The sequence below is a fragment of the Streptomyces sp. NPDC057280 genome, assembly GCF_042668605.1.
Taxonomy (GTDB): Bacteria; Actinomycetota; Actinomycetes; order Streptomycetales; family Streptomycetaceae; genus Streptomyces.
Map to the genome: position 1 here is coordinate 273,541 of NZ_JBHUYR010000001.1, position 23,869 is coordinate 297,409.

Consider the following 23,869-nt stretch of genomic DNA (forward strand, 5'->3'; position numbering starts at 1 on the left):
AGGGCAAGGAGGCCCGTTCCATGAAGTACTTCGTCGCCTCGGGCGAGGACCGCAAGCTCACCGCCAGCTCGCGCAAGGCGCTGCGCGGCAGTTTCGTCGAGCTGTCCGACGGCGTCACCCACTACGAGCTGACGGGGCCCGAGGACGGGGACGTGGTCCTGATGGCGGGCGCACTGACCATCCCGCTGTTCTACTGGGACGGCCTCGTCAGCGAGCTGCACGCCCGCGGGCTGCGCACGCTGGCCTGGAGCGCCTACGGCCGCGGCTATTCCGACCGGGTACGGGCGCGATACGACGAGACGCTGTTCGCGCGGCAGCTGGCCGAGCTGACGGACCGGCTCGGCCTGACGGCGCGGCCCCTGCACCTGGTCGGCACCTCCATGGGTGCGCTGGTCAGCATGACGTACGCCGCCCAGTACCCGGCGTCGGTCTCCACCCTCACCATCGTGGGCCCTGCGGGCCTTGCGAAACCCCGCCTGACCTCACCCCACCGGCTGCTGCGCAACGACCGGCTGGCCGGCCTCATCGCACGGCGGCGCGGCCGACAGATTCTGCAAGGACACCTGGGACACAACGTCCGTGACCCCGAGCTCGGCGCGAAACTGACCGAGATGGTTCTCGACACCTTCCGCTTCGAGGGCTCGCTGTACGCGGTGTTCGACACGCTGCAGCACCTGCCTTTCAGCGGCCGCGACGACCTCTTCCGGCAGGCGGGGGCCCTGGGCATTCCGACGCTGCTGCTGTGGGGCGACGAGGACGACGTCACGCCGCTGACGCAGTTCGACACGGCGCGCGCTCTGCTGAAGCCCCAAAAACATCACGTAATTAACAAATGCGGGCATATGGCACCTTTCGAACGGCCTCGCGACGTCGCCGATCAGCTCGCCCCGTTCGTGTCCGCACGCACCGGAAGGCTCGACTCATGAACAACCCGCACGCCGTCGACGTGCTGATCATCGGTGCCGGCCCCTCGGGCTCCGCCTTGGCGATCGACCTCGTACGCCGCGGACTCGACGTCCGGATCGTCGACCGGTCCCCCCACGCTTTCGACGGCTCGCGCGCCAAGGGCGTCCAGCCCCGCAGCCTCGAAGTCCTCGAAGACCTCGGCGCTCTGGACGACGTGCTGGCCGGCGGCGACATCTATCCCAAGCTGGGGCTCCATGCGGGACCCATCGGTGTGCCGTGGAAGATGTTCCCCCACAAGGAGGCGACCCCGGACGTCCCGTACCCGAACACCTGGCTGATCCCGCAGTTCCGCACGGACCGCGCCCTGCACGCCCGGCTCGGTGAACTCGGTCGCGAGGTCGAGTTCGGCAAGGAACTGACCGAGCTGACGCAGGACGAGGACACGGTGGTCGCCAAGGTGGTGGGCGCGGACGGGGTCGAGGAGATCGTCGCCCGCTATGCGGTGGGGGCCGACGGCGGCTCCAGTGCGGTGCGCAAGCAGCTCGGCATCGGGTTCGTGGGGACGACGGACGAGGCCGACCGCGTGCTCATCGTGGACGCCTCCGTCAGTGGCCTGGCCCGCAACCGGTGGCACATGTGGCCCGGCCTCGGCGGCAAGCTCATCGGGGCCTGTCCCATCCCCGACAGCGACATGTTCCAGTGGATGATCCGGCTCACGCCCGACGAGAAGCCGCCCCAGGAGATCGGCGCCATCATCGACCGGATCCACTCCCACACCCGCAACCGGCACATCCAGCTGCACGAGATCCACTGGAAGTCCGTGTTCCGGCCCAACATCCGTCTCGCGGAGCACTACGGCCGCGGACGTGTCTTCCTCGTCGGCGACGCCGCGCACGTCCACACCCCGGCCGGTGCCCAGGGCCTGAACACCGGTATGCAGGACGGTTACAACCTCGGCTGGAAGCTCGGTCAGGTCCTCGCCGGAGCCGACCCGGCCCTTCTGGACACCTACGAGGCCGAGCGGCAGCCGATCGCCGCCGGGGTCCTGGGTCTGTCCACGGAGAAGTGGGGCGGCATCGCCAAGCTCGACCCCTCCAGCATGAAGCGCGGCAAGGACGAGCAGCAGCTCTCCCTGACCTACTACGGCGGCCCGCTCGCCCCCGCCGACAGCGGCGGCACCGGCACGCTGCACGTGGGCGACCGCGCCCCGGACGCCCGACTGCTCACCGCGGACGGCGCCGAGACCCGCCTGTTCACCCTCTTGAAGGGACCGCACTTCACCGCCATCGCCTACGGCCCCGACGCCGCCCGGGACCTCGACCTCCTCGACTGGCCGACGACGGGCGCCCAGCTCAAGCGGCTCACGATCGGCTCGGCCGCGGGCTTCTGCGACGCCCGGAACACGTTGCGCAGTGCCTACGGCCTGACCGGCGACACCCTGCTGCTGATCCGTCCCGACGGCTACATCGGGCACATCGCCACGCGGGATTTCCTCACCACCGCACAAGCCGCCGTGCGGGCAATGACGCCGCAGGCAAGGAGCCGCACCATGTCCCAGCAGAGCCACACCTCCCCCGCTGCGGGAGCCACCGAATGAGCCGCACACTGCTGCGCGGGGCGCAGGTCATCACGATGACGCCGCGCAGGCCGGACGCCGAGCATGTCGACATCCTCGTCGACGGCGAGACCATCGCCGCCGTCGGCGAATCCATCGAGGCGCCCGACGCCGAACTCGTCGACTTCTCCGGCCGCATCCTCATCCCCGGCCTGGTCAACGCCCACCTGCACACCTGGCAGACCGCGCTGCGCTCGGCAGGTGCCGACTGGACGCTGATGCAGTACCTCACCCACCTCCACGGTGCGTGCGCCGGGCACTACACCCCCGCCGACATGCACATCAGCACTCTGGCCGGCGCCCTGAACCAGATCAACTGCGGTACGACCACCCTGGGCGACTGGTGTCACAACGCCCAGTCGCCCGAGCACGCCGACGCAGCCGTCGAGGGACTGGTGCGGGCCGGGATCCGAGCGGTCTTCCTGCACGGAACGCCCTACCGCTCCCCGGACACACCCCACCCCCTCGGTGCGATCGACCGCCTGCTCGACGGTCCCGTCCGCAACCACGCCCTCCTCACCCTGGGCATGGCCCTCCAGGGGCCCCAGTACTCCTCACCGGAGACCGCGGTGACCGACTTCCGAGCCGGCGCGGAACGCGGCCTTGTCGTCTCGATGCACCACAGCGGCGGCGCACCCTCACCAGGCTGGGAAGCCGTGCGCGACGCCGAGCTGTTCAGCCCCCTGACCAACGTCGTACACGGAACCGACCTGCCCGCGGACTGGCTGAAGACGCTGGTCGAGGCCGGCGTCACCTTCACCACCACCCCGGAGAACGAACTGGGCCAGGGGCACGGCACACCCATCACGGGATCCCTGCTGAGCCTGGACGCGGCGCCCTCCCTGGGCACCGACATCGACACCGCCGTACCCGGCACGGTCCTCACCGCCGCCCGGATCGCCCTGGCGCACCAGCGCAGCGTGGACCACGCCCACCACCGGCAGACGACCGGCACGCACGCCGACACACCGTCCGTCACCAGCAAGCAGGCTCTCGCCTGGGCCACGGTCGAAGGAGCGAAGGCACTGGGCCTGGCAGACAAGGTGGGCCGGATCGAGGCGGGGATGCAGGCCGATCTGGTCGCGGTCGACGCCCGGGCGCTCAACCTGTGGCCGGCGCACGACCCGGTCGCCACGGTCCTGCACGCCGACATCGCCAACATCGAAGCCGTGATGGTCGCCGGCACCTGGCGCAAACGCGATCACGCCCTGCTCGCATCCGGCCTCGACGAGGTCAAGGACCGGCTACGCGAGTCCGGAGACCGGTTGCTGTACGGCATCAGGCCCGCGGGCTCTCCCGGCTGACGGACCGCACCAGCCCCCGTCCTTGAACCGCGCGCCGACGCGCACGAGACCCCCCTCGTCGGCGCGCGCGCCAGCACCCTTTCAGCGTCAAGACATCGCCCCTGACGGATCAGGGGTGGGAACAAAGATCGCTTCGGCAAGGGCGCCTGCCAGAAGGTCCCGGTCACCGGTCAGGGCTGGATGTTCTCCAGGTCCTCCAGAAGGCTGGGGTGTTTGGGCTCCCAGTTGAGCGCCCGCCGGGTGTACGAGCTGGACGAGGGCTGGTCGCTCGCGAAGATCTGGCCGAGGGGACCGAAGGTCTCCGCCGGTACCGACTCGACCGGCAGGCCCAGCCGTCGGCCGATAACCGTGGCGATATCGCGAACCTTGTCCCCCTCATCAGCCACGGCGTGCCAGGAGGTACCCGCTTCCGCGTGTTCCAGGGCGAGCCGGAAAAGGACTGCCGCGTCGAGCGCGTGCACGGCAGGCCAGCGCTGCGCGCCGTCGCCCGGGTAACCGGACACTCCGGTCCGGCGTGCAATGTCGGTCAACAGGCCGGCGAATCCACCGGAACCCTGGTGGTGAACCGTGCGCGGCAGGCGTACGGCGCTGCTGCGGACCCCGCGCGCGGCCAGGGCCAGGACCGACGTGACCGCACGGCCGCGACCGCCGACCGGGCCGTCGGTGGGCACCGGGTCGCTTTCGACGGATGCGCGGCCCGGCACGGCGGGCGTACCCGAGACAGTGACGAAGGGACGGTCGCTGCCGACGAGTTCCTCGCCGAGGGCCGCGAGGGCGGCGCCCTCTTCCGCGACCGACTTCGCGAGGGCGTCGGGGCTGCTGAAGGCGTGGTCGAACGCGAGGTGGACCACCCCGTCGGCCTGTGCGGCACCGGCGCGAAGGGCGTCCAGGTCGGCGAGGGCCCCCCGGAGCGGCTCGGCGCCGGCCGCCTCTATGGCCTGCGCGGATACATCGGAGCGAGCGAGTGCGAGGACGGTGTGGCCGTTGGTGAGCAGTTCGGCGACGACAGCAGATCCGATCAGGCCGGTGCCACCGGTGACGAAAACGCGCATGGGAAACTCCCCCAGGAGTGACGGGACTCTTGTCCCATCACTCTACCTCGATGATGGGACAAGAGTCCCATCACTTAGGATGGTGACCATGGGTAGATGGGAACCAGGCGCACGTGAACGCCTCGTCGTGGCTGCTGTCGACCTCTTCACCGAGCAGGGGTACGACGCCACGACGGTCGCGCAGATCGCCGAGCGCGCGGGAGTCACCAAGAGCACCTTCTTCCGGCACTTCCCCGACAAGCGCGAGCTGCTGGTCGCCGGACAGGAGACGCTGAGCCGACTGCTGGCCGAGGGGATCGCCGACGCGCCCGCCGGCGCCACTCCGCTCGAAGCGGTCGCTGCCGGTCTCGAGCGCGCGTCGAGCGCGATGGGCGCCATGAGCCGCGAGTTCGCGCCTCGGCTGAAGGCGGCTATCGCCGCCAGCGCCGAACTTCAAGAGCGTGACGCCCTCAAGAGCGTCAGCCTCGCGGCCGCGATGACGACCGCTCTGGTCGCCCGCGGCATCCCCGATCCAACCGCGGCTCTGGCGGGCGAGCTGGGCGTCCTCGCCTTCAAACGGGGTTACGCCCAGTGGTCCGAGGGAGACGACGACGGCAAGGACGATCTCGCCGGGTACGCCCTGTCGGCCCTCGACGAACTGCGTGCAGCGAGCGCCTCACTGGGCTGACCGGCAACCTCAGGGACGGTGGTGAAGGTCATCGAACATGAGCTGACAGCCCGCGGGAGGCGGTCCTGCGGGAACTGACCGCGTCTTCCAACACTCGGGTCGTGCCGGCGGGGTAGAGCGGTCGGGTGGATCGGCCCGGCGCCCGAACTGTCGGCAGGCCGTCCCCGTGGGGCAGTTACGGACGCACGATCCGGCCCTGCGCGCTGCCTTCCACAACTTCCACATACGCACGGGCCACCTCGGAGACGGGAGTGCCGGCGGCCGAGTCCATGCCCATGCTGTCCAGGGTCTCCTTGATCCACCCAGGGCTGATGAGATTGATCCGTAGATTCCGCGACAGCTCACCCGCCGCGTTGCGGACGAAACCCTCCAGACCAGAGTTGATGAGGGCGCCCAGCGACCCGCCGGCCAGCGGAGTGGAGAAGGTGCCCCCGGTCAGGGTGACGGAGCCGCCGTCCCGTAGATGACGCACGGCTCGCCGGGCCAGGGCAACCTGTCCCAAGAGCTTGCCCTGCACCCCGGTGGAGATCTCGGCATCGGCCGCTGACACCAAGTCCACCAGCGGACCGTTGGCGGCGCAGCACACCACCGCGTCGAGGTCTGGCACATCGTCGAAGAGCGCGTCCAGGGAGGAAGGGTCTTCCAGATCCACCCTCACCGGGCCTCTGCGCGAAGCCTTCACGACCTGATGAGACGCCTCTAACGCGCTGGTGACAGCCGTACCGACCGTTCCGGTCGCCCCGATCACAAGTACTTTCATGTCACCGATCATGTCAGTGGCGGCACCCCAAGTGCCCGTACGCCGATCCGGACGCCGAGACCTGGACCGGGGCCCCGCCGCCCACATGGCCGGTGACGGCGTTCGTCCTCAGCGTCGTCGTCACGGTGATCCTGAGCTTCGCCCTGAAGGTGGCGAGGCCTGGGAGGGCACCGACGTCGCGTCCCCGGGGGACGGCACGGCGGCTGCGGCACAGACCACGGCTAGGCCGCCGCCCGGTCGGCAATCGAGTCCAGGGCGGCGGTCACCGTGGTGGTCAGCGTTGCGGCGTCGGCACCAGCACGCGAGCGCAGATTGACGCCGTAGGCGAGCAGCGCCAACAGATCGGCGGAAGCACCCGGATCGGCGCCGGGAGCGAGCTGCCCCTGGCGCTCGGCGCTGACGAGCGCCGCGTACAGCGCGTCCCGCAATTCCTGATGGTGCTGATCGAGGACGGTGCGCACTTCGGGTTCACTGTTCTCGGCACCGGCGTGCGCATTGGAGACCATGCAGCCCCAGCGGGCGTACTCGCCCGAGCAGCGGGCCTCGATCAGGCTGCCGAAGAACTCGGAGACGGCCGGAAGTCCCCGCTCGTCCTCCGCCAGGCGCCGAAACATCGGCTGGGATCGCCGCTCAAGGTAACGGCGCAGCGCGGCGAGGTAGAGCTCCTGCTTGCCGCCGAACGTGGCGTACAGGCTGGAACGGTTGAGTCCGGTCGCGGTCACCACGTCCTGGATCCCGGTCGACGCCACGCCCTGCCGCCAGAACAGTCGCACCACGGTCTCCAGGGTGGCGTCAGGATCGAAGTGCTTGACGTCCGGCATGTTTCACCCCGCCATCTTGAAATAAGAATTCCAAGATACTCCGCGTTCACCCTGCCCCTCATGAAGAGCCAACCAGCTCTCGGGGTGCCCGCGTACGGGTCGCAGATCCCCGCTCCGCCGCTGCCCGATTGGCATCTCCGTGGGGCTGGCGCGCGGCCGCGCACGCCCTTATCTTGGAACGGTCGTTTCAAGATCTGCCCCGCTCCAGTCGTCAGCCAGGAGGAACCACCGCCATGACAACCCTGAACGCGGAACTGCGCACCTTCTTCGAAGCCCGTCAGCAGCAGATCCCCGCAGAGATCCGGGAGATCATGCAGCGGGCAAGCCAGGAACTCGCCGCCTCGGGCCAGGCCGACCGTGCCCTGACCGTCGGTACGCCGGCCCCGCGCTTCAGCCTCCCCTCCGCGACCGGACAGACCCTCACCCTGGACGATCTGCTCGCCCAAGGCCCGGTCGTCCTGACCTTCTACCGCGGCGCCTGGTGCCCGTACTGCAACATCGCCCTGCGCGCCCTCCAGCAGCACCATGAGGCCATACTTTCCCGCGGCGCCCGCCTGGTGGCCGTCTCACCCCAGATCCCCGACGAGTCCCTCACCCTGGCCGAGAAGCACGCCCTCGACTTCGCCGTCCTCAGCAACATCGGTTCCGACATCGCCAAGCAGTACGGCCTCGCCTTCGACCTCCCCGACGAGCTTGCCGCCGTGTACGACAAGCTCGGCTTCGACCTCCAGCGCGTCAACAACGGTCACTCGCGGACGCTGCCGTTGCCCGCGACCTACGTCATCGACCGCGACGGCACCATCCGCTGGGCCTTCGTCAACACCGACTACACCAGCCGCGCCGAGCCGACCGACATCCTCGACGCTCTCGACGCACTGGGCTGATCCGCTGGACGCCGTCTTCTCCGGTGTCCCGCCTGTGCCTGAGTCCACGAGGCCGGGAGCGCGCCTGGTGCCGGGTCCGGGAACGATCCATGAACAAGCCGCGATCAGGAGCGGCCATGCGCCAGCCCGCCACGCCCTCATCGACGGGCTGCTCTCCCTGGGTGGCATCGGCCGGAGCAGCTACGCCGGCCCGCCTATGCAGCCTGGGCGCATGCGCCGGCAGCGGACAGCATGGGGTCTTCACCGTTCACGGACGACCGACCTCGGTGCGCTGGGCTTCCGCTCACGCGAGGCCGTGGTGCGGCTTATCCGGGCAGACGCCCGCTCGGGGCGCCGGCGGGATCGTCGGGAAGGGCGATGCGGGCGGTGATGCGTTTGCCGACCGGCTCGCGCTGCACGGTGAAGCCCTGGGCCACGGCCATGACGATCTCCAACCCGTGCTGGCCCACCCGCCCCGCGTCCGCGGCCCGCGCCACGGGAAGCACCGGATCGGCGTCCCACACCGACACCTCGACCAGGTCGCCGTCGATCCGCAGATCGACCAGGAGCGGACCGGGCGCGTACTTCACCGCGTTCGTCACCAGCTCACTGACCACCAGCAGGGTCACGTCCATCGCCCGCTGCGACACCGGCAGACCATGCTCGGACTGCACCCGCGCCAGAAAGTCGGCCGCCAGGCGCCGGGCCTGAGCTATCTCGACGTCCTCCCCGGCCAGGGCCAGCGTGGTCCGTATCTGCCGTTCGCAAGGCAACGACGCGTCCTCGCCCACCGGTACCGGCTCCATCACGATCACCTGCACTCCCCCGCTCCCACTCCCGGTTCACATCATGCACGTCTACCCCCGCGCCGCCCGCGCAGTCCACTTTCCGGCCACCGCCGTTGCCCCGGCAGGCAGATGATCAAGAGGGTGGTGACGCGTGCGGGGGGCTGTGTCAGGATCGCTGTCATGACTGAGCGACCCGCAGCCGAACCCGCCACGCACAGCGCGCCGCAGACACTGACGGTCGCCGTCACCGACCTGGACGGCATCAACATCCTCACTCCGGCCGGAGAGATCGATTTCGCCACCCGTGATGTGCTGCGCCAGGCCCTGGACACCGCCAAGGCCACCGGCCCACACATCGCCGTGGACCTGCACCACGTGACGTTCATCGACTCCACCGGCATCAACGTCCTCATCGCCGCCCACCATGAGCTCACCGCGGCCGACGGCTGGTTGCGCCTGGCCGACGTCCCTCCAGCCATACAGCGCACCCTGGAGATCGTGGGCGTCGATACCGTCATCGGCTGCTACCCCACCGTCACCGACGCCCTCGCCTGATCCGCTGCCGTCGCCTCCCTTGCGCGGGACTGCCCCCGACCGGTGACGGGCGATCGGCGCAGGGGAGGTGTCGGGACGGGCGGGAGGGGGACTTGGAGGGGCAGGCAGGGTCGGCGGCGTTCCCCAGGGGGCCGAACCCGGCTCAGGCTCCTCCAGTTCAGCCAGGAGCTGGAGGCGCCGACCGTGACTACGGGGTCAGGCCAGGGTGCCCTGTTCGCAGACGCGGCGGGCGACGTCGCGGAGTTTGGTGTTGCTCTCCTGGGAGTAGCGGCGCAACACGTCGAAGGCCTCTTCCTCGGTGAGGCGATGCGTGCCCATGAGGATGCCCATGGCCTCGCCGATGAGGTGGCGGGTGGCGACGGCCTGTTCCATCTGCGCGTGAGTGCGGGCGCTGGAGAAGGCCACCGCGGCGTGCGACGCGAGCAGCCATCCCGCGGTCTCACTGTCTGGAGTGAAGGCGCCGGGCTTACGGGAGTACAGGTTCAGCGCGCCGAGATCCTCCTCGTCGGTGAACAGCAGGAAGCCCATCATGCTGCCCACGCCCAGTGCAGCTGCCCGGGGTGCGTAGGCGGGCCAGCGCTGGTGTTCGGTGGTGAGGTCCGCGATACGGAAGACGCGGTCGCCCTGTGAGCTGCGGGCGGCGTCGAAGCAGGGCCCCTCGCCCATCTGCTGCTGCAGGGCGTCACTGTCCGTGACAAAGGGGTCGGTGGGGGCGAGGGATTCCACCCGCGTGCCGTGCAGGATGAGGATGCCGGCCGCGTCACAGCCCTCGACCAGCTCCGTGGCCGACGCCGTGATCCGCTCCAGCGTCGCCGCCACCGAGTCCTGCGCCAGCAGGTCCCGGGCCATCGCCGCCATCTGCTGCGCGAACCGTGACCAGTCCACTCTCGTCCTCCGTCGCTCGCCCGGCCTGGACAAGCCTTATACCCAGCATTCCACGCAACCTTTGCCGGGGGCAGGGAACCGCTCCGGACGGCGGCCACGAAGCGGGCGTCCTGTGAGCCTCCGGTCCGCCAGCCGTCCCTGGAGGTATCGGCGGCGACTTCTCCACGGCAGATTCTCATCCTTCCCATCCGGCAGATCTGCGACCGAAGGGAAGAGGTCCTGCGGGCGCCCGCGCTGGAGATCCTTCACTCGGCCCGCTGTGCGAAGAAGTCCGCAAGGCTGGACGCAAGTGCTTCTGGAGCCTGTTCGGCGACGTGATGCCCGGCGTCGATGCCGTGGCCGCGGACATCCGTGGCCCACTGGCGCCAGATCTTCAGCGGGTCCCCGTAGAGTTGCTCGAGGTCGTCCCGCAGCGACCAGAGGATCAGAGCCGGGCACTGGATCTGCTTCCCGGCGGCGCGGTCGTCCTCCTCGTGTCGTCGGTCCACGGTGAGGCCGGCGCGGTAGTCCTCCAGCATCGCCCGCACCACGTCGGGGTTTCTCGTGGCCGATCGCCACTCGTCGTAGTTCTCCCGCCCCATGCTCTGCGGATCACCGTGGTACCAGCTGTCGGGATCGGCGTTGATGACCCGCTCGGGGATGTTCGGCTGGGCGAAGAAGAACCAGTGCCACCACTGCGTGGCGAACTCGGGTGTGATGCGGGACAAGTGCTCGGTCAGCGGCAGACAGTCGATCAGTGCCACCCGCGAGACCACGCCCGGGTGATCGAGTGTGAGCCGCAACGCGACAGCGCCCCCACGGTCGTGCCCAGCGAGCGCGAATCGGTCATGGCCGAGGGAACGCATCACCTCGACCACGTCGCCGGCGACAGCCCGCTTGGAGTGTCCCGCGTGGTCTTCGGTGGGCGCCGGACCGGTGGAACGGCCGTAGCCCCGCAGATCGGGGCAGACGACCGTGAAGCCGCTTCGCACCAGGAGCGGGGCGACACGGTGCCACGTCGCAGATGTTCGAGGGTGACCGTGCAGCAGCACCACTGGCGGCCCCTGTCCGCCGTGGCGAACGAAAATCGACGCCTGATCGACCTGAACCTGCTTGGTCTGAAAGCCCTCGAACAAGACCAGAACCTCCCGCCGTCCGACCTGCCGGCGGCCGAGTGCCCTCGGGGAGAACCGTTGAACGCCTTGCGCGGGCCTGTCGTGTCGGCGACGCCTCAAAAGGGAGGGCCAGCGTTCCCCACAGACACCCGCCTGCCGAACGCACTCGGCAAGAAGCCGCAGCAGAGCGAGGGAGGCGGAGACGAGCGGGCGCCGACGGTCGTCACGGCGAACACTCCGCCTGGGCGTCCTCGAGCCGCTCGCCGACCGGCGCAGGTAGTGGACCGGTTCGACGCATGTGACTACCAGCGAGTAGCGCGTTGACAAGCCCGAACAGCAAACTGATGATGTAATCAGTCCTGCGGAGATGGTCAGAAAGCGGGCCGCAACCCGCTTGCACGTCACCCAGCGATCACCTATTTGTGGCGGTAAGTGACGTACTGCCGCCCACGCCCAAGGAGAGGCGCCATGAGCGAGACAGACCTGCACACCAAGTTCCAGCAGTTCCCCGACGCCGTCCGCGAGAAGGTCGACACCGCACTGTCGGACGCGAAGATCGCTCTCAAGCTCAAGGCCGCCGAGATCCTCGCCGACAAGGAGGAGATGGCCGAACACGCGGTCACCACCGCCGGCCGGATCGGCGCCAAGAGCGGTGAGGTGTCCGAGCTGACGACGATCCTGCCGCTGAAGCCGAACGGCGCAGCGCGGCTGCGGAAATTCTTCGGCCTGGTCGGCGGGAACCTGGCGGGCGCGGGCCAGGTCGGCACGCTGCACAACATGCGGTTCGTGTTCCTCGACAACGACACGAAGCTGCTGTTCGCCACCGCCTTCGACGGCGAGTGGGACCCCTACATCGACGACTTCGCCACCAAGATCCCCGAGTTCATGGACTACCTGTTCAGCAACGTCGAGGGCTGGCCCGGCATCACCTCGCCGGACGTGAAGGACTTCATCGTGAAGTACCAGATCCCGGCGGAGGCGTGGTTCGTCGCCCACCCCAACCTCACCGTCGCGGAGGGCCACCGGCTCAAGCGGCAGGAGGCCGCCGTGCAGCGTTTCCTGTCGGACCTGAACTGAAGGCAGGCGCACCATGCCTTCCCCGCTGTTCCGGCGGCTGCGCCGCCCGCCCACCCTGGACCTCGACGACATCCAGGCGACCCTGCTGCGGGCCCGGCCCGAGCCCTACTTCGGCACCCACGCGATCCTGGAGATCACCGAACCGGCCGCGGGCAGGGAACTGCTGCGCCGACTGGCGCCCAGGGTGACCTCGGCGGCCCGCTGGGACGAACCGCAGCCCTCCTGGCTGGCCCTCGCCCTGAGCTACCAGGGTCTGGTCGCGCTGGGGCTGCCGGAGAGCTCACTGGCCTCCTTCCCGGCCAACTTCCGCGCCGGGATGGCCGCCCGCGCCGAGCGGCTGCGGGACACCGGCGTGAACGCGCCGGACCGCTGGGAGTTCCCCTTCGGCACGCCGCGGGTACATGTCGCCGTCACGGTCTACGCCGCGAGCGAGGACGACTGGCGGGCCGAAGTCGCCGCGTACGAGAAGGAATTGGGCGAGGTACCGGGCGTCCGGCTGTTGTCGCACCAGGACTTCGCGGCCGACGGGTTCAACGTCTTCGGCTACCGGGACGGCTTCAGCCAGCCGGTGGTCGAGGGCAGTGGCGCCGAACCCCTGCCCGGCGACGGACGGCCCATCAAGGCCGGTGAGTTCGTCCTCGGCTACCCGAGCGAGACGGGCATCCCGCTGCCCGTACCCGCTCCGGACGTCCTGGGCCGCAACGGCACGTACGTCGTCTTCCGCAAGTACCACTCCCACGTCGCGGCCTTCAACAAGTGGCTGCACGACAACGCCTCCACCGAGGCCGAGCGCGAGCTGCTGGCCGCCAAGCTGGTCGGCCGCTGGCGCAGTGGCGCACCTCTCGCCCTCTCGCCCGACCGCGACACGCCCGCGATCGGTGAGGATCCGAACCGGATCAACGACTTCGACTACTCCGCCGACCCACGCGGGCTGCGCACCCCGCTCGGCTCCCACATCCGCCGGATGAACCCGCGCGACACCGAGCTCACGGTCCTCACCGACGTCAACATCCGCCGGATCATCCGCCGCGGCACCTCCTACGGCACTCCCCTGCCCCCCGACCGCCTCAAGGACGACGGCCGGCCGCGCGGCCTGGACTTCATCGCCCTCGGTGCCCGGGCCATCGACAACGTCGAGTTCCTGCAGAGCGAATGGGTCGGCTCCGGCAACTTCATGGGCCTGGGCAAGGAGAAGGACCCGATGATCTCCCTCCAGGACAAGGGCGCCTACTTCACCGTGCCCGGGACCCCACCGCGCCGGGTGCAGAACATCCAGTCCTTCAACACCCTCCTCGGCGGCGAGTACTTCTTCATGCCGAGTCTGTCCGCCATCCGCTGGCTCGGCAGCAACTGACCCCCACCCCCTCGCGGAGACACTCGCCATGACCTCGTACGTCCGCTACAGCCCTGACCTCGAACAGCCCTTTCCGGACGAGGACGAACTCGTCCGCCAGGTCGTCGCGGCCATGGGCAAGGCCAACCAGCAGGTCGCCGACAAACACCGCCACGGCCTGCGCGACGCCCACGCCAAGAGCCACGGCGTGCTCGCCGGCGAGCTGCGCATCCAGCCCGACCTGCCCGCCCACCTCGCCCAGGGCCTCTTCGCCCGACCTGTCACGTACCCGGTGATCGTCCGCTTCTCCTCCGCCCCCGGCGACCTGCGCTCCGACCAGGTGCCCGTCCAGCGCGGCCTCGCGATGAAGGTGATCGGCGCCCCCGGGGCCCGCGCCCTCGACGACGGCTTCACCACCCAGGACTTCCTCCTCGTCAACCACCCCACTCTGCCCTTCGGGAACATCGCCGAGTACGCCAAACTCCAGGACCTGTTGGAGAAACAGCCTGGCCAGAGCGACCAGCAGCTCCAGCTCACCGGCGCGGCCGCCCGCGTGGCCGCCAAGGCCCTCACGCGCGTCGGACGTCCGCTTCCGCCCGCCGTCGAGACCTTGGCCGCCGCCAACGACCACATCCTCGGCGAGACCTTCCACTCCATGGCCGCGCTGCGCTACGGCGACCATGTGGCGAAGATGTCCGCCGCACCCCGCTCGGCGAACGTCAGGGCCCTCACCGGCAGCCACGTCGACAAGAAGGCCGGCGAGTCGGCCCTGCGCGACCTGGTCGTCGACTTCTTCGCGGACAACAGCGCCGAGTACGACATCCGCGCCCAGCTGTGCGCGGACATCGACCGGATGCCGGTGGAGGACGCCTCGGTCCTGTGGCCCGAGGAACTGTCACCGCACCAGACGGTGGCCGTGCTGCATCTGCCCGCCCAGAACGCCTACAGCGACGCCCGCCGCCGCTACGCCGACGACGTCCTGTCCTTCAGCCCCTGGCACGCCCTGGAGGCCCACCGGCCGCTGGGCTCGATCATGCGTTCCCGCCGCGCCGCCTACCCCGCGTCCAGCGACTTCCGGCACCGCTTCAACGGCATCGAGCCGCAGGAGCCGTCCGACATCAAGGAGCTGCCCGCCTGACCCGGTCCCAACCGGCCCCGGATGCGTCCGCGGGCGGGTCGGGGCCCCCGTGCCAGAATGGAGAAGTCCATTCTCCGCCTGGCTTCTTCGAGGTTCCTTTCGTGTCCCAGCCCGTCGGCCGCGTGCCCCAACGACGCAACGCACGGTCCAATCGGGCCCGCATCCTCGCCACCGCACGCCAGGAGCTCGGCCGCAATCCCGACATCACCCTGGAGGAACTCGCCCGCGCCTCCGGTGTCGTACGACGCACGCTGTTCGGGCACTTCCCCGGGCGGGCCGCGCTCCTGGAGGCCTTGGCCGAGGAGGCCGCTGAGGCGCTCCAGGCCGCCGTCGCCGTCGGCGCGGCGGCGACGGAACCGGCCGACCGGGCGCTCGCCCACTTCACCTTGTCACTCTGGCCCGTGGGCGACCGCTACCGGATGCTCCTGGCGCTGGCCCGACGGGACCTCGGCATGGATCGTGTCGCCGGCATCCTGGAGCCCGCCCGGGTCAGGGCCACGGCCATCGTGGAACAGGGACAGCGGGACGGCGTCTTCCACACCCAGCTGCCGGCCCCGGTGCTCAGCGCCGGTCTGGAGGCGATGACGGTCGCCCTGCTGGAGGAGGTCAACACCGGGGCGCTCGAGGACGACGGCACTCGGGTGGCCGTCACCACGCTCATCGCGGCCGGTGTGCCGGAGAAGCGGGCGCGGATCGTCGTGGACGAGGTGACCGCCGCCGAGAGGTGAGATCCCCTGCGGTACGACATGACCCCGGTGCGAAGCGCCGGGGTCTTTCCGTGTCCGCCCCCGCTTCTTTAGTTACCCCTGAATGTGCAATTATCTTGTGCATGAACTTCGGTGGACCAGACGATCTGGCCTTCTCCCACCCTGCGCCGGTGGCGGTCCTCGGCGACAGGTACGAACTGCGGCTGCTCCTCGGCTCCGGAGGCATGGCCGAGGTGCATCTCGCGCACGATCTCCGGCTCGACCGCGGCGTCGCGGTGAAGACACCGCGCACCGACCTCGCCCACGACCCGGCACTCCAGGAGCGGTTCCGGCGGGAGGCACAGTCCACCGCCTCGCTGAACCACCCGGCCATCGCCGCGGTCTACGACACGGGTGAACACTTCTCGTACGGGGCGCAGTTGCCGTACCTCGTGATGGAGTACGTCGACGGCACCACGCTGCGCGAGGCCCTGCACTCCGGGCCACCGCTGACCGTCGAACGCGCCATGGAGGTGACGGCCGGCGTTCTGGAGGCGCTCGCCCATTCCCACCAGCACGGCATCGTCCACCGGGACATCAAGCCGGCCAACGTCATGGTGACCTGGTCCGGTCAGGTGAAGGTCATGGACTTCGGCATCGCCCGTGACGCACGGGACGTCGGCATGACGCAGACCTCCATGGTGATCGGCACCGCGCAGTACCTCTCCCCCGAGCAGGCGATGGGGCACACCATCGACGCCCGCTCCGACCTGTACTCGGTGGGCTGCCTTCTGTACGAACTTCTCACCCTGCGCCCGCCGTTCACGGGCGATTCGCCGATGGCCGTGATGTACCAGCACGTGCAGGAGGAACCGCGACGGCCGAGTCTCTACAACCCCGAGGTCGGCCCCCAGGTCGATGCGATCGTCCTGCGGGCACTGGCGAAAGACCCGGCCTACCGCTACCAGTCGGCGCAGGAGATGCTCGCCGACGTCATGGCCTACCTCGGAGCGCAAACCGTCCTGGACCGCACGTTCGACCCCGCCGACGGGGAACCGGACAGCGAGGACGCGGCGCAGAGCGGTCGCCGAAGAGGCAGCAGTGCCGCGCTGATCGGGATGGGTGCCGCGGTCGTCGTCGCGGCACTCGTGCTCGGCTGGTTGATGTTCGGGCGCGGTACGGCCGACGACGGCAGGACGGACGTACCCGATCTCGTCGGCCAGACCCTGGAGGAGGCCCGCCGTACGACGGACAACGTCGAACTCACGCTCACCGTCACCAAGAAGGAGCCCTGCGCGGACCAGCCCAAGGGGCACATCTGCGAACAGTCCCCACAGGACGGCCGGCTCGACAAGGGCGAGGCCGTGTCGGTCACGGTTTCCACCGGTGCGCCGAAGGTCGAGGTACCGGACGTCACGGACAAGGACGAGGACGACGCGTCCCGCATCCTGGAGGACAAGGGCTTCAAGGTGAAGCTCCGGCACAGGGTGTCCACCGAGGACGCCGGGACCGTCCTGGAGCAGGATCCGGGTGGCGGCGAGAGCGTCGAGAAGGGCACCCAGATCACGCTCACGGTGGCCAAGGAGGCCGAGAAGGCCACGGTTCCCGACCTCACCGGCAGCACCCTGAGTGAGGCCCGCAAGCTGCTCGCCGAGCACGATCTGGAGCTGGGCGACACCACCGAGGTGGAGAGCAGCGCCGCGGCCGGGACCGTCGTCGAACAGAGCGTCGCCGCGGGGGACGAGATCGAGCCCGGTTCGTCGGTCGACGTCCGGATCGCCAAGTCGGTGCAGACCGTGCAGATCCCGGCGGACATCATCGGCAAGACCCTTGCGGAGGTCCAGAACGAACTGGGCGGCCTCGGCCTCCAGGTCACCGTCGCCTCCAGCTACTCCCAGGCCTCTGACGCCGTGGTCACCTCCAGCACCCCGGCGGCCGGGAGCGAGGTCGAGGCGGGCAGCACGGTGGTCGTCGTCACCGAGGAGGCCCAGGGCACGTCGTCGGACGACGGGACAACGGACGACGACACGGCGGCGACGCCGGAGGCGACGACCGACGGCCAGTGACACGTCGTTCACCGTCGGCGGACGTCATCGAGACCGTCCGCCGGCGGTATTGACCTGCCTACTCCTCGGGCTCCCAGGCGATGAGCTGCTCGAACACCTGCCGGTCGCCCTCGATCTTCAGATCGCCCATCATGCGGCGCCCCCAGACGAACAGGAGCAGTTCCTCAGCCGTGCCCGTGGCCGAAGCGGAGGCGGGCGCGGCGTCGTCCGTGAGGGGTGCGGGCCAGGCGCCGGTGCCGTCCAGAGCGAGGAGCCAGGAGCGGCCCTCGGTGGCGTGGTAGTGGATGGTGGCGGGCTCGTGCGGCCACGCCGCCGGGGTGGAGTTGCAGGTGTCGAGGAACTCGGCCACGCCGTCGATCGCGACCTCCGCCGGCATCGGCTGCACGGCGCCCGCGGCGAGCTGGGCGTCGTAGGTGTGCACCAGCAACTCGTGCACCCGGCGCCGGGCCACGCCCCAGGCATTCGCCGGCGACACACCGGCGCTCCACCACGCCCAGCACTCGCGCTCCGGGCCCGCCTCGCGCAGCGCACTCAGCAGCAGCTCGTTCGACTCCGTGTACCAGGCCAGCAGCGCCTCGAGCTCGCGCGGCGCCTCCGCGGCATCCTTGGCCGGCGGAGCCTCGGCCGGGCCCGCGGCGACGATGGTGGCCCACCAGCGCTGGCCCGTACCCAGGTGCTGCACCAGATCGAACACCGTCCACTCGGGGCAGGACGGCACCGGCGCGTCCAGGCCGGGCGCGGCGGCAACCGCACTCCGGAACGCAGCCGACCGCTCTTCGACCAGTCGCAGCAGCGCGGAATACTCAAGACTCTCTGTCACACGGCCTGCCTATCACCCCAGTTCAGCGACCGCACCCCAATTCTTTTCAGGCCGTCAGCTGCCAGGCGGACGGGACGTCAGATCACTCACCGCGGACCGGCATCCACGAAGCGTCTCAGTCGCGGACAACAAAAAAGGGACGGTGCCGGGTTTCCCCTCCCGGCACCGTCCCGGGGCCGTGCGCCGCTCAGGCACAGCCCGTTCTGGGGGTGAAGGAGGCCGGAATCGGGGTTCCGGCCTCCGGTGTACTGGACTCAGGCGCCCACGGTCTCGCTCTGCTCCTCGGTCGCCGGTGCCGCATCTGCCTCGCCGTGCTGGGCGGTGTGCTTGCGGCCGGGCAGGACGGCGATGACGATCAGGGTTCCGGCGGCCATGATGATGCCGCCGATCAGGCTGGTGTGGGCGATGGCGTGGGCGAAGGACTCGTGCACCGCTCCCAGCAGGGTCTGGGCCTGCTCGGCGCCGCCCTGAGGGTTCTTGGCAACCCGCTCGGCGACTGCGATGCCACCGCCGACGGAGTCCTTGGCAACGTCCATGGCCTCGGCCGGGAGGTGGCCGCCCACCATGTCGGTGAGCTTGTCCTTGTACGACGTGGCCAGCAGCGAGCCGAGGATGGCGATGCCCAGGGCGCAACCGAGTTCCAGGGCGGTGTCGTTGGCGCCGCCGCCGACGCCCAGTTCGTCCTCGGGGAAGGAGCCCATGATGGTGTCGGTGGCCGGGGACAGGCTCAGGCCGATGGCGAAGCCGAGCAGCAGCAGGGGCGCCAGGAAGTCGGTGTACGTGGAGCCCGACTCGATCTGTGTGAGCAGGAAGACGCCCGCGGTGCCGATGACCATGCCGGTGCCGACCACGATCTTCACGCCGAGCTTCGGGGCGAGTTTGCCGGTGACGGCGGAGCCGACGAACACGGCTCCGGCCAGCGGCAGCAGTCGGATGCCGGTCTCCAGGGCGTCGTAGCCGAGGACGAACTGCAGGAACTGGGTGGAGTAGTAGATCGAGCCGAAGGTGCCGAAGAAGAAGAACAGCACGGCGAGCATCGAGCCGCTGAAGGAGCGCTCGGTGAACTTGCGCACGTTGAGCATGGGGTTGGGGTGCTTCAACTCCCAGGCGACGAAGGCCAGCAGGCCCACGCCGGCGACGACGGCCGCGGTGATGGGGCCGACGCCCCAGCCGAAGTGCGGGCCCTCGATGGTCGCGTAGACGAGGGAGCCGACCGACACGATCGACAGCAGACCGCCCACGTAGTCGATGCGGCCCATGCCCTCCGCCTTCGACGGCGGCACGAGCAGCAGGGCGCCGACGACGCCGAGGACGGCGACGGGGACGTTCATCAGGAAGGTCGAGCCCCAGGCGTGGTTCTCCAGCAGCCAGCCTGCGGCCAGCGGGCCGGCGGCGATGGCGAGACCGGAGGTCGCGGACCAGGCGGTGATCGCCTTGGCGCGCTCGGCGCGCGGGAAGATCGCGACCAGCAGCGACAGCGTGGCCGGCATGACGACGGCGGCACCGACGCCCATGATCGCGCGGGCTGTGATGACGAGGTTCGTCTCATCGACCAGGCCGCCCATCACCGAACCTCCGGCGAAGATCAGCAGTCCGAGGACGAGGGCGCCGCGGCGGCTGTACTTGTCGCCGATCGCGCCCAGCACCAGCATCAGCGCGGCGTAGGGGACGGTGTAGCCGTCGATGACCCACTGCAGGTCACTGCTGGACAGCCCCAGTTCCCGCGTCATGTCGGGGGCGGCCACGATCAGTGACGTGTTGGCCATGACGACGATCAGCAGGCTCAGGCACAGGACCAGCAGGGCCCACCAGCGGCGGTGGTAGGGCTCCGTCATCTTCTCGACGGGTGTGTTCGGGATGAGCGGCATGGTCGGGCTCCTCGGCAGGAGGTGAAGCGGAGGCTTCGGGGGTGCGGAATCGACGGGATCGGTGCACGCGGGGCCAAGAGGGGCCCGGCACCGGGGCAGCTAATTGCCCGTTGATGTGCAGACTAGTTTATTGCTCGTCGATGTGCAACTATCGAGTCGCCCTCCCCCGCCTACCGGAGGTTCGACATGATCCACGCACACCTCACAGCCGCCCCGGAACGCAGCCGCACCCTGCTCACGCGGGCCCGCATCCTGGAGGCGGCCCGGCAGGAACTCGCCCGCGACCCCGACAGCAGCCTCGGTGACATCGCCGAGGCCGCAGGGGTGGTGCGCCGTACGGTCTACGGCCACTTCAACGGCCGGGCCGCACTGATGGAGGGGCTGGTGGAGGAGGCCACATGGGCCTTGCGGCAGGCGCTCGCGGCCCCGCGCGCACCGGTGGCGGACGCGGTCACGGAGCTGGCGTGCTTCGTCCTCGCGGTGTGGCCCGTCGGAGATCGCTACCGCATCCTGCTCCGCCTCGCCCCCCAGGACCTCGGGGCCGATCGGCTCGCTGAAGTCCTGGCCCCCGCGCGGGACAGGACGGAGGCGATCATCGGCCGGGGTCAGCGGCAGGGAGCCTTCCAGACCGGCATCCCCCCGGTCGTCCTGACCCGGGCGCTGGAGGGGCACCTGCTCGGGCTTCTCGACTGCGTCAACAGCGGGGTCTGGAGCGACGACGGCACCCGCACCGCGACCGCCGCCCTGATCGCGATGGGCGTGGCCGGCGACAGCGCCGCGGCGTGCGTCCACGGGCTTGTCCGGCCCGCGGGCGACGCCGCGTAAGCGCACTTCCCCAGCACCACTCGAAGAGGAGCACCATGCATCAGTCCCCCCGCGACGAGGAGTACGTCGGCGAGCCCTACTACGGTGCCGCCTCCGTGTACGTGAGCCCTCCGAACCGCACCAGGCGGCACATGATCCTCGCCGCCGCGTCCGTGGTGGCCTTGCTGGTCGGCGCAGTCGCGGTCGACCGGATCGCCGCCGTTCGCGCGGAGAGCCGTACGGCCAAGGCGTTCCAGGACGGCATGGGAACCGCCGATCGGCCGTCGGTGCACGTCAGGGGCTTCCCCGTACTGAACCAACTGGCCGCGGGCAGTCTGGACCATGTCGACCTCACCGCCCACGACATCCCGGCCGGCGGCAGCACCCGGCCGCTCCCGGTGACCAGGCTGACGGTCGGGATGGACGGGCTGAAGACCTCGGGGAGCGCCGACGAAGCGCGCGCGGACAGCGTCACAGCGACCGCGTTCCTGTCGTACGCGGACGTGTCGAGCGCGCTCGGCGTGCAGGTGTCACAGGGGGACGAGCCCGGCCGGGTCAACGCGACCGCGAGCCTGCCGCTCGCCGGCGACGTGACCGTGAGCGCGGCCGTCTCGGCGGCCGGCGGCAACAGCATCGCCTTCACGGGCGTACGCGCGGAACAGGGTGAACTGCTCCCGCCGCTCAAATCATTGCTCGACAAGGCCCTGGACGAGCCCGTTCCACTGCAGAACGTGCCTGAAGGGCTCCGGCTGCGGGCGGTCACCACCGGCGCGGACGGAATCGACGCCCGCTTCACCGGCCGCTCGGTCACGTTCCACCCGGACGCGTCGTCCGCGTGAGGCCGTCAGGCGGCGTCAGGCAAGGGGCGCCGGACGACCTCGTGCGCTTCGTCCGCGGGCAGGCCCAGCATCCGCAGGACCATCTCGGCGAGGTTGACCGCGGCCTCGTCGCCGTCCACCTCGGGGCGGGCGAACCGCAGTTCCACCAGGGACAGCAGGGTGCCGCCCAGCGCGGACAGGGCGACCATGGGGTCGACGGGCGTGAAGCGGCCGGAGGCGATGCCGACCTCGAGGTCACGCAGGGCGCGTCGGGCCAGCCCCTTGCCCGAGTGGATGTGCGCGAGGCCGCGGCGGCGCAGGACCTGCATCAGCTCCGGGTGGGAGTCGGCCATGCGGGCACTGAGCCGAAAGCCGCCAGCGACCCGCTCCGCCGGGTCATCGACCCCCGTCAGACGCTCGTCGAATTCCTGCCCGAACTCCTCGAGGGCGTCGACCACTGCCGTCTCGAACAACTCCGCCTTGGAGTCGAAGTGGTTGTAGAAGGAGCCGAAGCCCACGTCCGCGCGCTCGGCGATCGTCTGGATGCTCGCGCTGGTGTCGCCGGTCTCGGCGAGGATCTGCCGGGCGGCTCGCACGAGAGCTCCACGGGTCTCTGCGCGACGTCGCTCGAACCGGTTGCTGGGCGGGGCTGACGTAGACATGCGGAGAAGTCTAACGGTCGCACTATGACGATCGCAGTCCTGATGAATTCATCATTTCCTACGGCGAACGTCTTGACGAAGAAACTGTCACAGTTGATGATTTCCTCATTACGGCAATGTTGCTCGGAGGGCACCATGTCTCAAACACGCGTCAACGGGGACGTCCTCACGGCCCACCAGGACCTCCACAGCGAGCAGGGTGCCCTGCGCGGCGAACACCCCGGCCGCTCCCGGAATCCCGTGATCAAGGTGGCGGACCTGGCCTGGCTGGAGTTCGAGAAGCCCGACCTCGACCGGGCGGAGGTCTTCGCCCGCGACTTCGGCTTCGGCGTCGCCGCCCGCACCGACAGCGAGCTGTGGCTGCGAGGCACCTTCGCGGGCTCGCCCTGCATGGTGATCCGACGCGGTCGTACGTCCCGCTTCATCGGTCCGGCGTTCCGTGCCGCCGAGCGGGGTGACCTGGACCGGCTGGCCCGCGCGACGGGCCGGGACGTGCGGGACGCCGACGTTCCCGGGGGCGGCAAGGTCGTCGACCTGCTCGACCCCTCCGGCTTTCCGGTCCGGGTCGTGCACTGCGGCGAACAGCTCCCCGCGCTGCCGGAACAGCGGCCGCTGCTCCTCAACTTCGGCACGGATCACCGGCGTACCAACGCCACCCAGCGGCCGGCGCGCGAGCCGTCCCGCATCCAGCGGCTCGGCCACGTGGTGCTGGAGACGCGGGTGTTCGGCCGGGCCCTGGACTGGTACCTGGACACCCTCGGCATGATCGTGTCCGACTTCCTGTTCCTGGACGGTCAGCGCGACCGCGGCCCGACGATGGCGTTCATCCGCTGCGACCTGGGCGGTGTGCCGGCCGACCACCACACCCTCGCGATGCACCTGGGGCCGGGCACGGGATACGTCCACTCCGCCTACCAGGTCACCGACCTGGACTCCATCGCCGCAGGCGGCGAGTACCTCAAGGAGCGCGGATACAAGCGCAGTTGGGGCATCGGACGGCACATCCAGGGCAGCCAGCTCTTCGACTACTGGCGAGACCCCGACCACTTCATGCTGGAGCACTTCGCCGACGGCGACCTGTTCTCCTGCGATGTCGAGCCCGGCTGGGCGCCCATGTCGACCAGCGGCCTCGCCCAGTGGGGGCCGCCCGCCACCCGCGACTTCCTCGGCGCGAGCCCCTCCCCGCAGCGGCTCCGCGATGTCATCGAGGCCCTGCGCGGCGACAACGAGATGGACCCGGCACGACTGTTCGGCCTGCTCAAGGCCGCCAACTCCTGACCCCGGCAC

General features: G+C 69.9%; 23 protein-coding genes. 14 read left to right on the plus strand and 9 right to left on the minus strand.

Annotated elements, in window-relative coordinates:
• Positions 1 to 20 precede the first annotated feature (20 nt).
• Genes ACFUO4_RS01185 through ACFUO4_RS01195 form a run of 3 tightly spaced genes read left to right on the plus strand, consistent with a single transcriptional unit; the run spans position 21 to position 3,825 of the window.
• Positions 21 to 926, plus strand: a complete 906-nt coding sequence (locus ACFUO4_RS01185) for an alpha/beta fold hydrolase (protein WP_383478447.1) — start codon at positions 21 to 23, stop codon at positions 924 to 926.
• Entirely contained in the window at positions 923 to 2,503 is a 1,581-nt protein-coding gene (locus ACFUO4_RS01190; RefSeq protein WP_383478450.1) for an FAD-dependent oxidoreductase, read from the plus strand. Before ACFUO4_RS01185 ends, ACFUO4_RS01190 begins: the two co-directional genes overlap by 4 nt.
• Positions 2,500 to 3,825, plus strand: a complete 1,326-nt coding sequence (locus ACFUO4_RS01195) for an amidohydrolase family protein (protein WP_383478453.1) — start codon at positions 2,500 to 2,502, stop codon at positions 3,823 to 3,825. The genes ACFUO4_RS01190 and ACFUO4_RS01195 overlap by 4 nt, the downstream gene beginning before the upstream one ends.
• 170 nt (positions 3,826 to 3,995) lie before the next feature.
• On the opposite strand, the gene ACFUO4_RS01200 is transcribed toward ACFUO4_RS01195, so the two are convergent.
• Positions 3,996 to 4,877, minus strand: coding sequence for an SDR family oxidoreductase (locus ACFUO4_RS01200; RefSeq protein ID WP_383478456.1), 882 nt, complete (start codon positions 4,875 to 4,877; stop codon positions 3,996 to 3,998).
• Between the two features lie 88 nt (positions 4,878 to 4,965).
• Between ACFUO4_RS01200 and ACFUO4_RS01205 the strand changes: the two genes are divergently transcribed.
• A complete protein-coding gene (locus ACFUO4_RS01205) occupies positions 4,966 to 5,544 on the plus strand; it encodes a TetR/AcrR family transcriptional regulator (RefSeq protein ID WP_383478459.1) in 579 nt (192 codons plus the stop codon).
• Between the two features lie 175 nt (positions 5,545 to 5,719).
• On the opposite strand, the gene ACFUO4_RS01210 is transcribed toward ACFUO4_RS01205, so the two are convergent.
• Entirely contained in the window at positions 5,720 to 6,304 is a 585-nt protein-coding gene (locus ACFUO4_RS01210; RefSeq protein ID WP_383482205.1) for a short chain dehydrogenase, read from the minus strand.
• A gap of 221 nt (positions 6,305 to 6,525) precedes the next feature.
• Positions 6,526 to 7,125, minus strand: coding sequence for a TetR/AcrR family transcriptional regulator (locus tag ACFUO4_RS01215; protein WP_383478462.1), 600 nt, complete (start codon positions 7,123 to 7,125; stop codon positions 6,526 to 6,528).
• Positions 7,126 to 7,358: 233 nt separating this feature from the next.
• Here ACFUO4_RS01215 and ACFUO4_RS01220 point away from each other — a divergent pair, with 233 nt between their 5' ends.
• Positions 7,359 to 8,009 carry a peroxiredoxin-like family protein gene (locus tag ACFUO4_RS01220; protein ID WP_383478465.1) on the plus strand — a complete coding sequence of 217 codons (651 nt, stop codon included), beginning with the start codon at positions 7,359 to 7,361 and terminating at the stop codon, positions 8,007 to 8,009.
• 305 nt (positions 8,010 to 8,314) lie between these two features.
• On the opposite strand, the gene ACFUO4_RS01225 is transcribed toward ACFUO4_RS01220, so the two are convergent.
• Entirely contained in the window at positions 8,315 to 8,794 is a 480-nt protein-coding gene (locus ACFUO4_RS01225; protein WP_079306324.1) for an ATP-binding protein, read from the minus strand.
• Between the two features lie 162 nt (positions 8,795 to 8,956).
• On the opposite strand from ACFUO4_RS01225, the gene ACFUO4_RS01230 reads away from it, so the two are divergent.
• The gene (locus ACFUO4_RS01230) at positions 8,957 to 9,331 is read left to right on the plus strand and encodes an STAS domain-containing protein (RefSeq protein WP_079306128.1); all 375 of its coding nucleotides are present in this window, start codon (positions 8,957 to 8,959) and stop codon (positions 9,329 to 9,331) included.
• 195 nt (positions 9,332 to 9,526) lie between these two features.
• Here the strand turns inward: ACFUO4_RS01230 and ACFUO4_RS01235 are convergent, their stop codons facing one another.
• Both ACFUO4_RS01235 and ACFUO4_RS01240 read right to left on the minus strand, forming a co-directional pair.
• A complete protein-coding gene (locus ACFUO4_RS01235; RefSeq protein ID WP_383478469.1) occupies positions 9,527 to 10,216 on the minus strand; it encodes a GAF and ANTAR domain-containing protein in 690 nt (229 codons plus the stop codon).
• A 245-nt stretch (positions 10,217 to 10,461) separates the two neighbouring features.
• Positions 10,462 to 11,331 (minus strand): alpha/beta fold hydrolase, encoded by an 870-nt coding sequence (locus ACFUO4_RS01240; RefSeq protein WP_383478471.1) that lies wholly within the window; start codon positions 11,329 to 11,331, stop codon positions 10,462 to 10,464.
• A gap of 447 nt (positions 11,332 to 11,778) precedes the next feature.
• On the opposite strand from ACFUO4_RS01240, the gene ACFUO4_RS01245 reads away from it, so the two are divergent.
• The 5 genes from ACFUO4_RS01245 (at position 11,779) to ACFUO4_RS01265 (ending at position 17,610) form a co-directional block, all read left to right on the plus strand.
• On the plus strand, positions 11,779 to 12,387 hold the full coding sequence (locus tag ACFUO4_RS01245) for a hypothetical protein (RefSeq protein ID WP_079311754.1): 609 nt from the start codon (positions 11,779 to 11,781) through the stop codon (positions 12,385 to 12,387).
• 13 nt (positions 12,388 to 12,400) lie between these two features.
• Positions 12,401 to 13,741, plus strand: a complete 1,341-nt coding sequence (locus tag ACFUO4_RS01250) for a peroxidase (protein ID WP_079311755.1) — start codon at positions 12,401 to 12,403, stop codon at positions 13,739 to 13,741.
• Positions 13,742 to 13,769: 28 nt separating this feature from the next.
• Positions 13,770 to 14,858: a catalase family protein gene (locus tag ACFUO4_RS01255; RefSeq protein ID WP_383478476.1), complete on the plus strand. Its 1,089-nt coding sequence runs from the start codon at positions 13,770 to 13,772 to the stop codon at positions 14,856 to 14,858.
• A 101-nt stretch (positions 14,859 to 14,959) separates the two neighbouring features.
• Positions 14,960 to 15,586 carry a TetR family transcriptional regulator gene (locus tag ACFUO4_RS01260; RefSeq protein WP_383478479.1) on the plus strand — a complete coding sequence of 209 codons (627 nt, stop codon included), beginning with the start codon at positions 14,960 to 14,962 and terminating at the stop codon, positions 15,584 to 15,586.
• Between the two features lie 101 nt (positions 15,587 to 15,687).
• Positions 15,688 to 17,610, plus strand: coding sequence for a PASTA domain-containing protein (locus tag ACFUO4_RS01265; RefSeq protein WP_383478482.1), 1,923 nt, complete (start codon positions 15,688 to 15,690; stop codon positions 17,608 to 17,610).
• Positions 17,611 to 17,668: 58 nt separating this feature from the next.
• On the opposite strand, the gene ACFUO4_RS01270 is transcribed toward ACFUO4_RS01265, so the two are convergent.
• Positions 17,669 to 18,430, minus strand: coding sequence for a maleylpyruvate isomerase family mycothiol-dependent enzyme (locus tag ACFUO4_RS01270; protein WP_383478485.1), 762 nt, complete (start codon positions 18,428 to 18,430; stop codon positions 17,669 to 17,671).
• A 254-nt stretch (positions 18,431 to 18,684) separates the two neighbouring features.
• Complete coding sequence (locus tag ACFUO4_RS01275; protein ID WP_383478488.1) at positions 18,685 to 20,298, minus strand: MFS transporter; 1,614 nt, start codon at positions 20,296 to 20,298, stop codon at positions 18,685 to 18,687.
• Positions 20,299 to 20,484: 186 nt separating this feature from the next.
• Between ACFUO4_RS01275 and ACFUO4_RS01280 the strand changes: the two genes are divergently transcribed.
• Both ACFUO4_RS01280 and ACFUO4_RS01285 read left to right on the plus strand, forming a co-directional pair.
• The gene (locus ACFUO4_RS01280; RefSeq protein ID WP_383478491.1) at positions 20,485 to 21,123 is read left to right on the plus strand and encodes a TetR/AcrR family transcriptional regulator; all 639 of its coding nucleotides are present in this window, start codon (positions 20,485 to 20,487) and stop codon (positions 21,121 to 21,123) included.
• Positions 21,124 to 21,158: 35 nt separating this feature from the next.
• Positions 21,159 to 21,941: a DUF2993 domain-containing protein gene (locus ACFUO4_RS01285; protein WP_383478494.1), complete on the plus strand. Its 783-nt coding sequence runs from the start codon at positions 21,159 to 21,161 to the stop codon at positions 21,939 to 21,941.
• Positions 21,942 to 21,946: 5 nt separating this feature from the next.
• Here ACFUO4_RS01285 and ACFUO4_RS01290 read toward each other — a convergent pair whose 3' ends face one another.
• Complete coding sequence (locus ACFUO4_RS01290; protein WP_383478497.1) at positions 21,947 to 22,582, minus strand: TetR/AcrR family transcriptional regulator; 636 nt, start codon at positions 22,580 to 22,582, stop codon at positions 21,947 to 21,949.
• A gap of 135 nt (positions 22,583 to 22,717) precedes the next feature.
• Between ACFUO4_RS01290 and ACFUO4_RS01295 the strand changes: the two genes are divergently transcribed.
• Complete coding sequence (locus ACFUO4_RS01295; protein WP_383478500.1) at positions 22,718 to 23,860, plus strand: VOC family protein; 1,143 nt, start codon at positions 22,718 to 22,720, stop codon at positions 23,858 to 23,860.
• Positions 23,861 to 23,869 lie beyond the last annotated feature (9 nt).

Bases quoted from the DNA above. Each gene is read 5' to 3' on its own strand.
- ACFUO4_RS01285 (WP_383478494.1), top strand. From the start codon at position 21,159: ATGCATCAGTCCCCCCGCGACGAGGAGTACGTCGGCGAGCCCTACTAC.
- ACFUO4_RS01250 (WP_079311755.1), top strand. From the start codon at position 12,401: ATGCCTTCCCCGCTGTTCCGGCGGCTGCGCCGCCCGCCCACCCTGGAC.
- ACFUO4_RS01245 (WP_079311754.1), top strand. From the start codon at position 11,779: ATGAGCGAGACAGACCTGCACACCAAGTTCCAGCAGTTCCCCGACGCC.
- ACFUO4_RS01215 (WP_383478462.1), bottom strand. From the start codon at position 7,125: ATGCCGGACGTCAAGCACTTCGATCCTGACGCCACCCTGGAGACCGTG.
- ACFUO4_RS01220 (WP_383478465.1), top strand. From the start codon at position 7,359: ATGACAACCCTGAACGCGGAACTGCGCACCTTCTTCGAAGCCCGTCAG.
- ACFUO4_RS01225 (WP_079306324.1), bottom strand. From the start codon at position 8,794: ATGGAGCCGGTACCGGTGGGCGAGGACGCGTCGTTGCCTTGCGAACGG.
- ACFUO4_RS01230 (WP_079306128.1), top strand. From the start codon at position 8,957: ATGACTGAGCGACCCGCAGCCGAACCCGCCACGCACAGCGCGCCGCAG.
- ACFUO4_RS01205 (WP_383478459.1), top strand. From the start codon at position 4,966: ATGGGTAGATGGGAACCAGGCGCACGTGAACGCCTCGTCGTGGCTGCT.
- ACFUO4_RS01275 (WP_383478488.1), bottom strand. From the start codon at position 20,298: ATGCCGCTCATCCCGAACACACCCGTCGAGAAGATGACGGAGCCCTAC.
- ACFUO4_RS01195 (WP_383478453.1), top strand. From the start codon at position 2,500: ATGAGCCGCACACTGCTGCGCGGGGCGCAGGTCATCACGATGACGCCG.
- ACFUO4_RS01280 (WP_383478491.1), top strand. From the start codon at position 20,485: ATGATCCACGCACACCTCACAGCCGCCCCGGAACGCAGCCGCACCCTG.
- ACFUO4_RS01255 (WP_383478476.1), top strand. From the start codon at position 13,770: ATGACCTCGTACGTCCGCTACAGCCCTGACCTCGAACAGCCCTTTCCG.
- ACFUO4_RS01210 (WP_383482205.1), bottom strand. From the start codon at position 6,304: ATGAAAGTACTTGTGATCGGGGCGACCGGAACGGTCGGTACGGCTGTC.
- ACFUO4_RS01265 (WP_383478482.1), top strand. From the start codon at position 15,688: ATGAACTTCGGTGGACCAGACGATCTGGCCTTCTCCCACCCTGCGCCG.
- ACFUO4_RS01185 (WP_383478447.1), top strand. From the start codon at position 21: ATGAAGTACTTCGTCGCCTCGGGCGAGGACCGCAAGCTCACCGCCAGC.
- ACFUO4_RS01295 (WP_383478500.1), top strand. From the start codon at position 22,718: ATGTCTCAAACACGCGTCAACGGGGACGTCCTCACGGCCCACCAGGAC.
- ACFUO4_RS01200 (WP_383478456.1), bottom strand. From the start codon at position 4,877: ATGCGCGTTTTCGTCACCGGTGGCACCGGCCTGATCGGATCTGCTGTC.
- ACFUO4_RS01190 (WP_383478450.1), top strand. From the start codon at position 923: ATGAACAACCCGCACGCCGTCGACGTGCTGATCATCGGTGCCGGCCCC.
- ACFUO4_RS01290 (WP_383478497.1), bottom strand. From the start codon at position 22,582: ATGTCTACGTCAGCCCCGCCCAGCAACCGGTTCGAGCGACGTCGCGCA.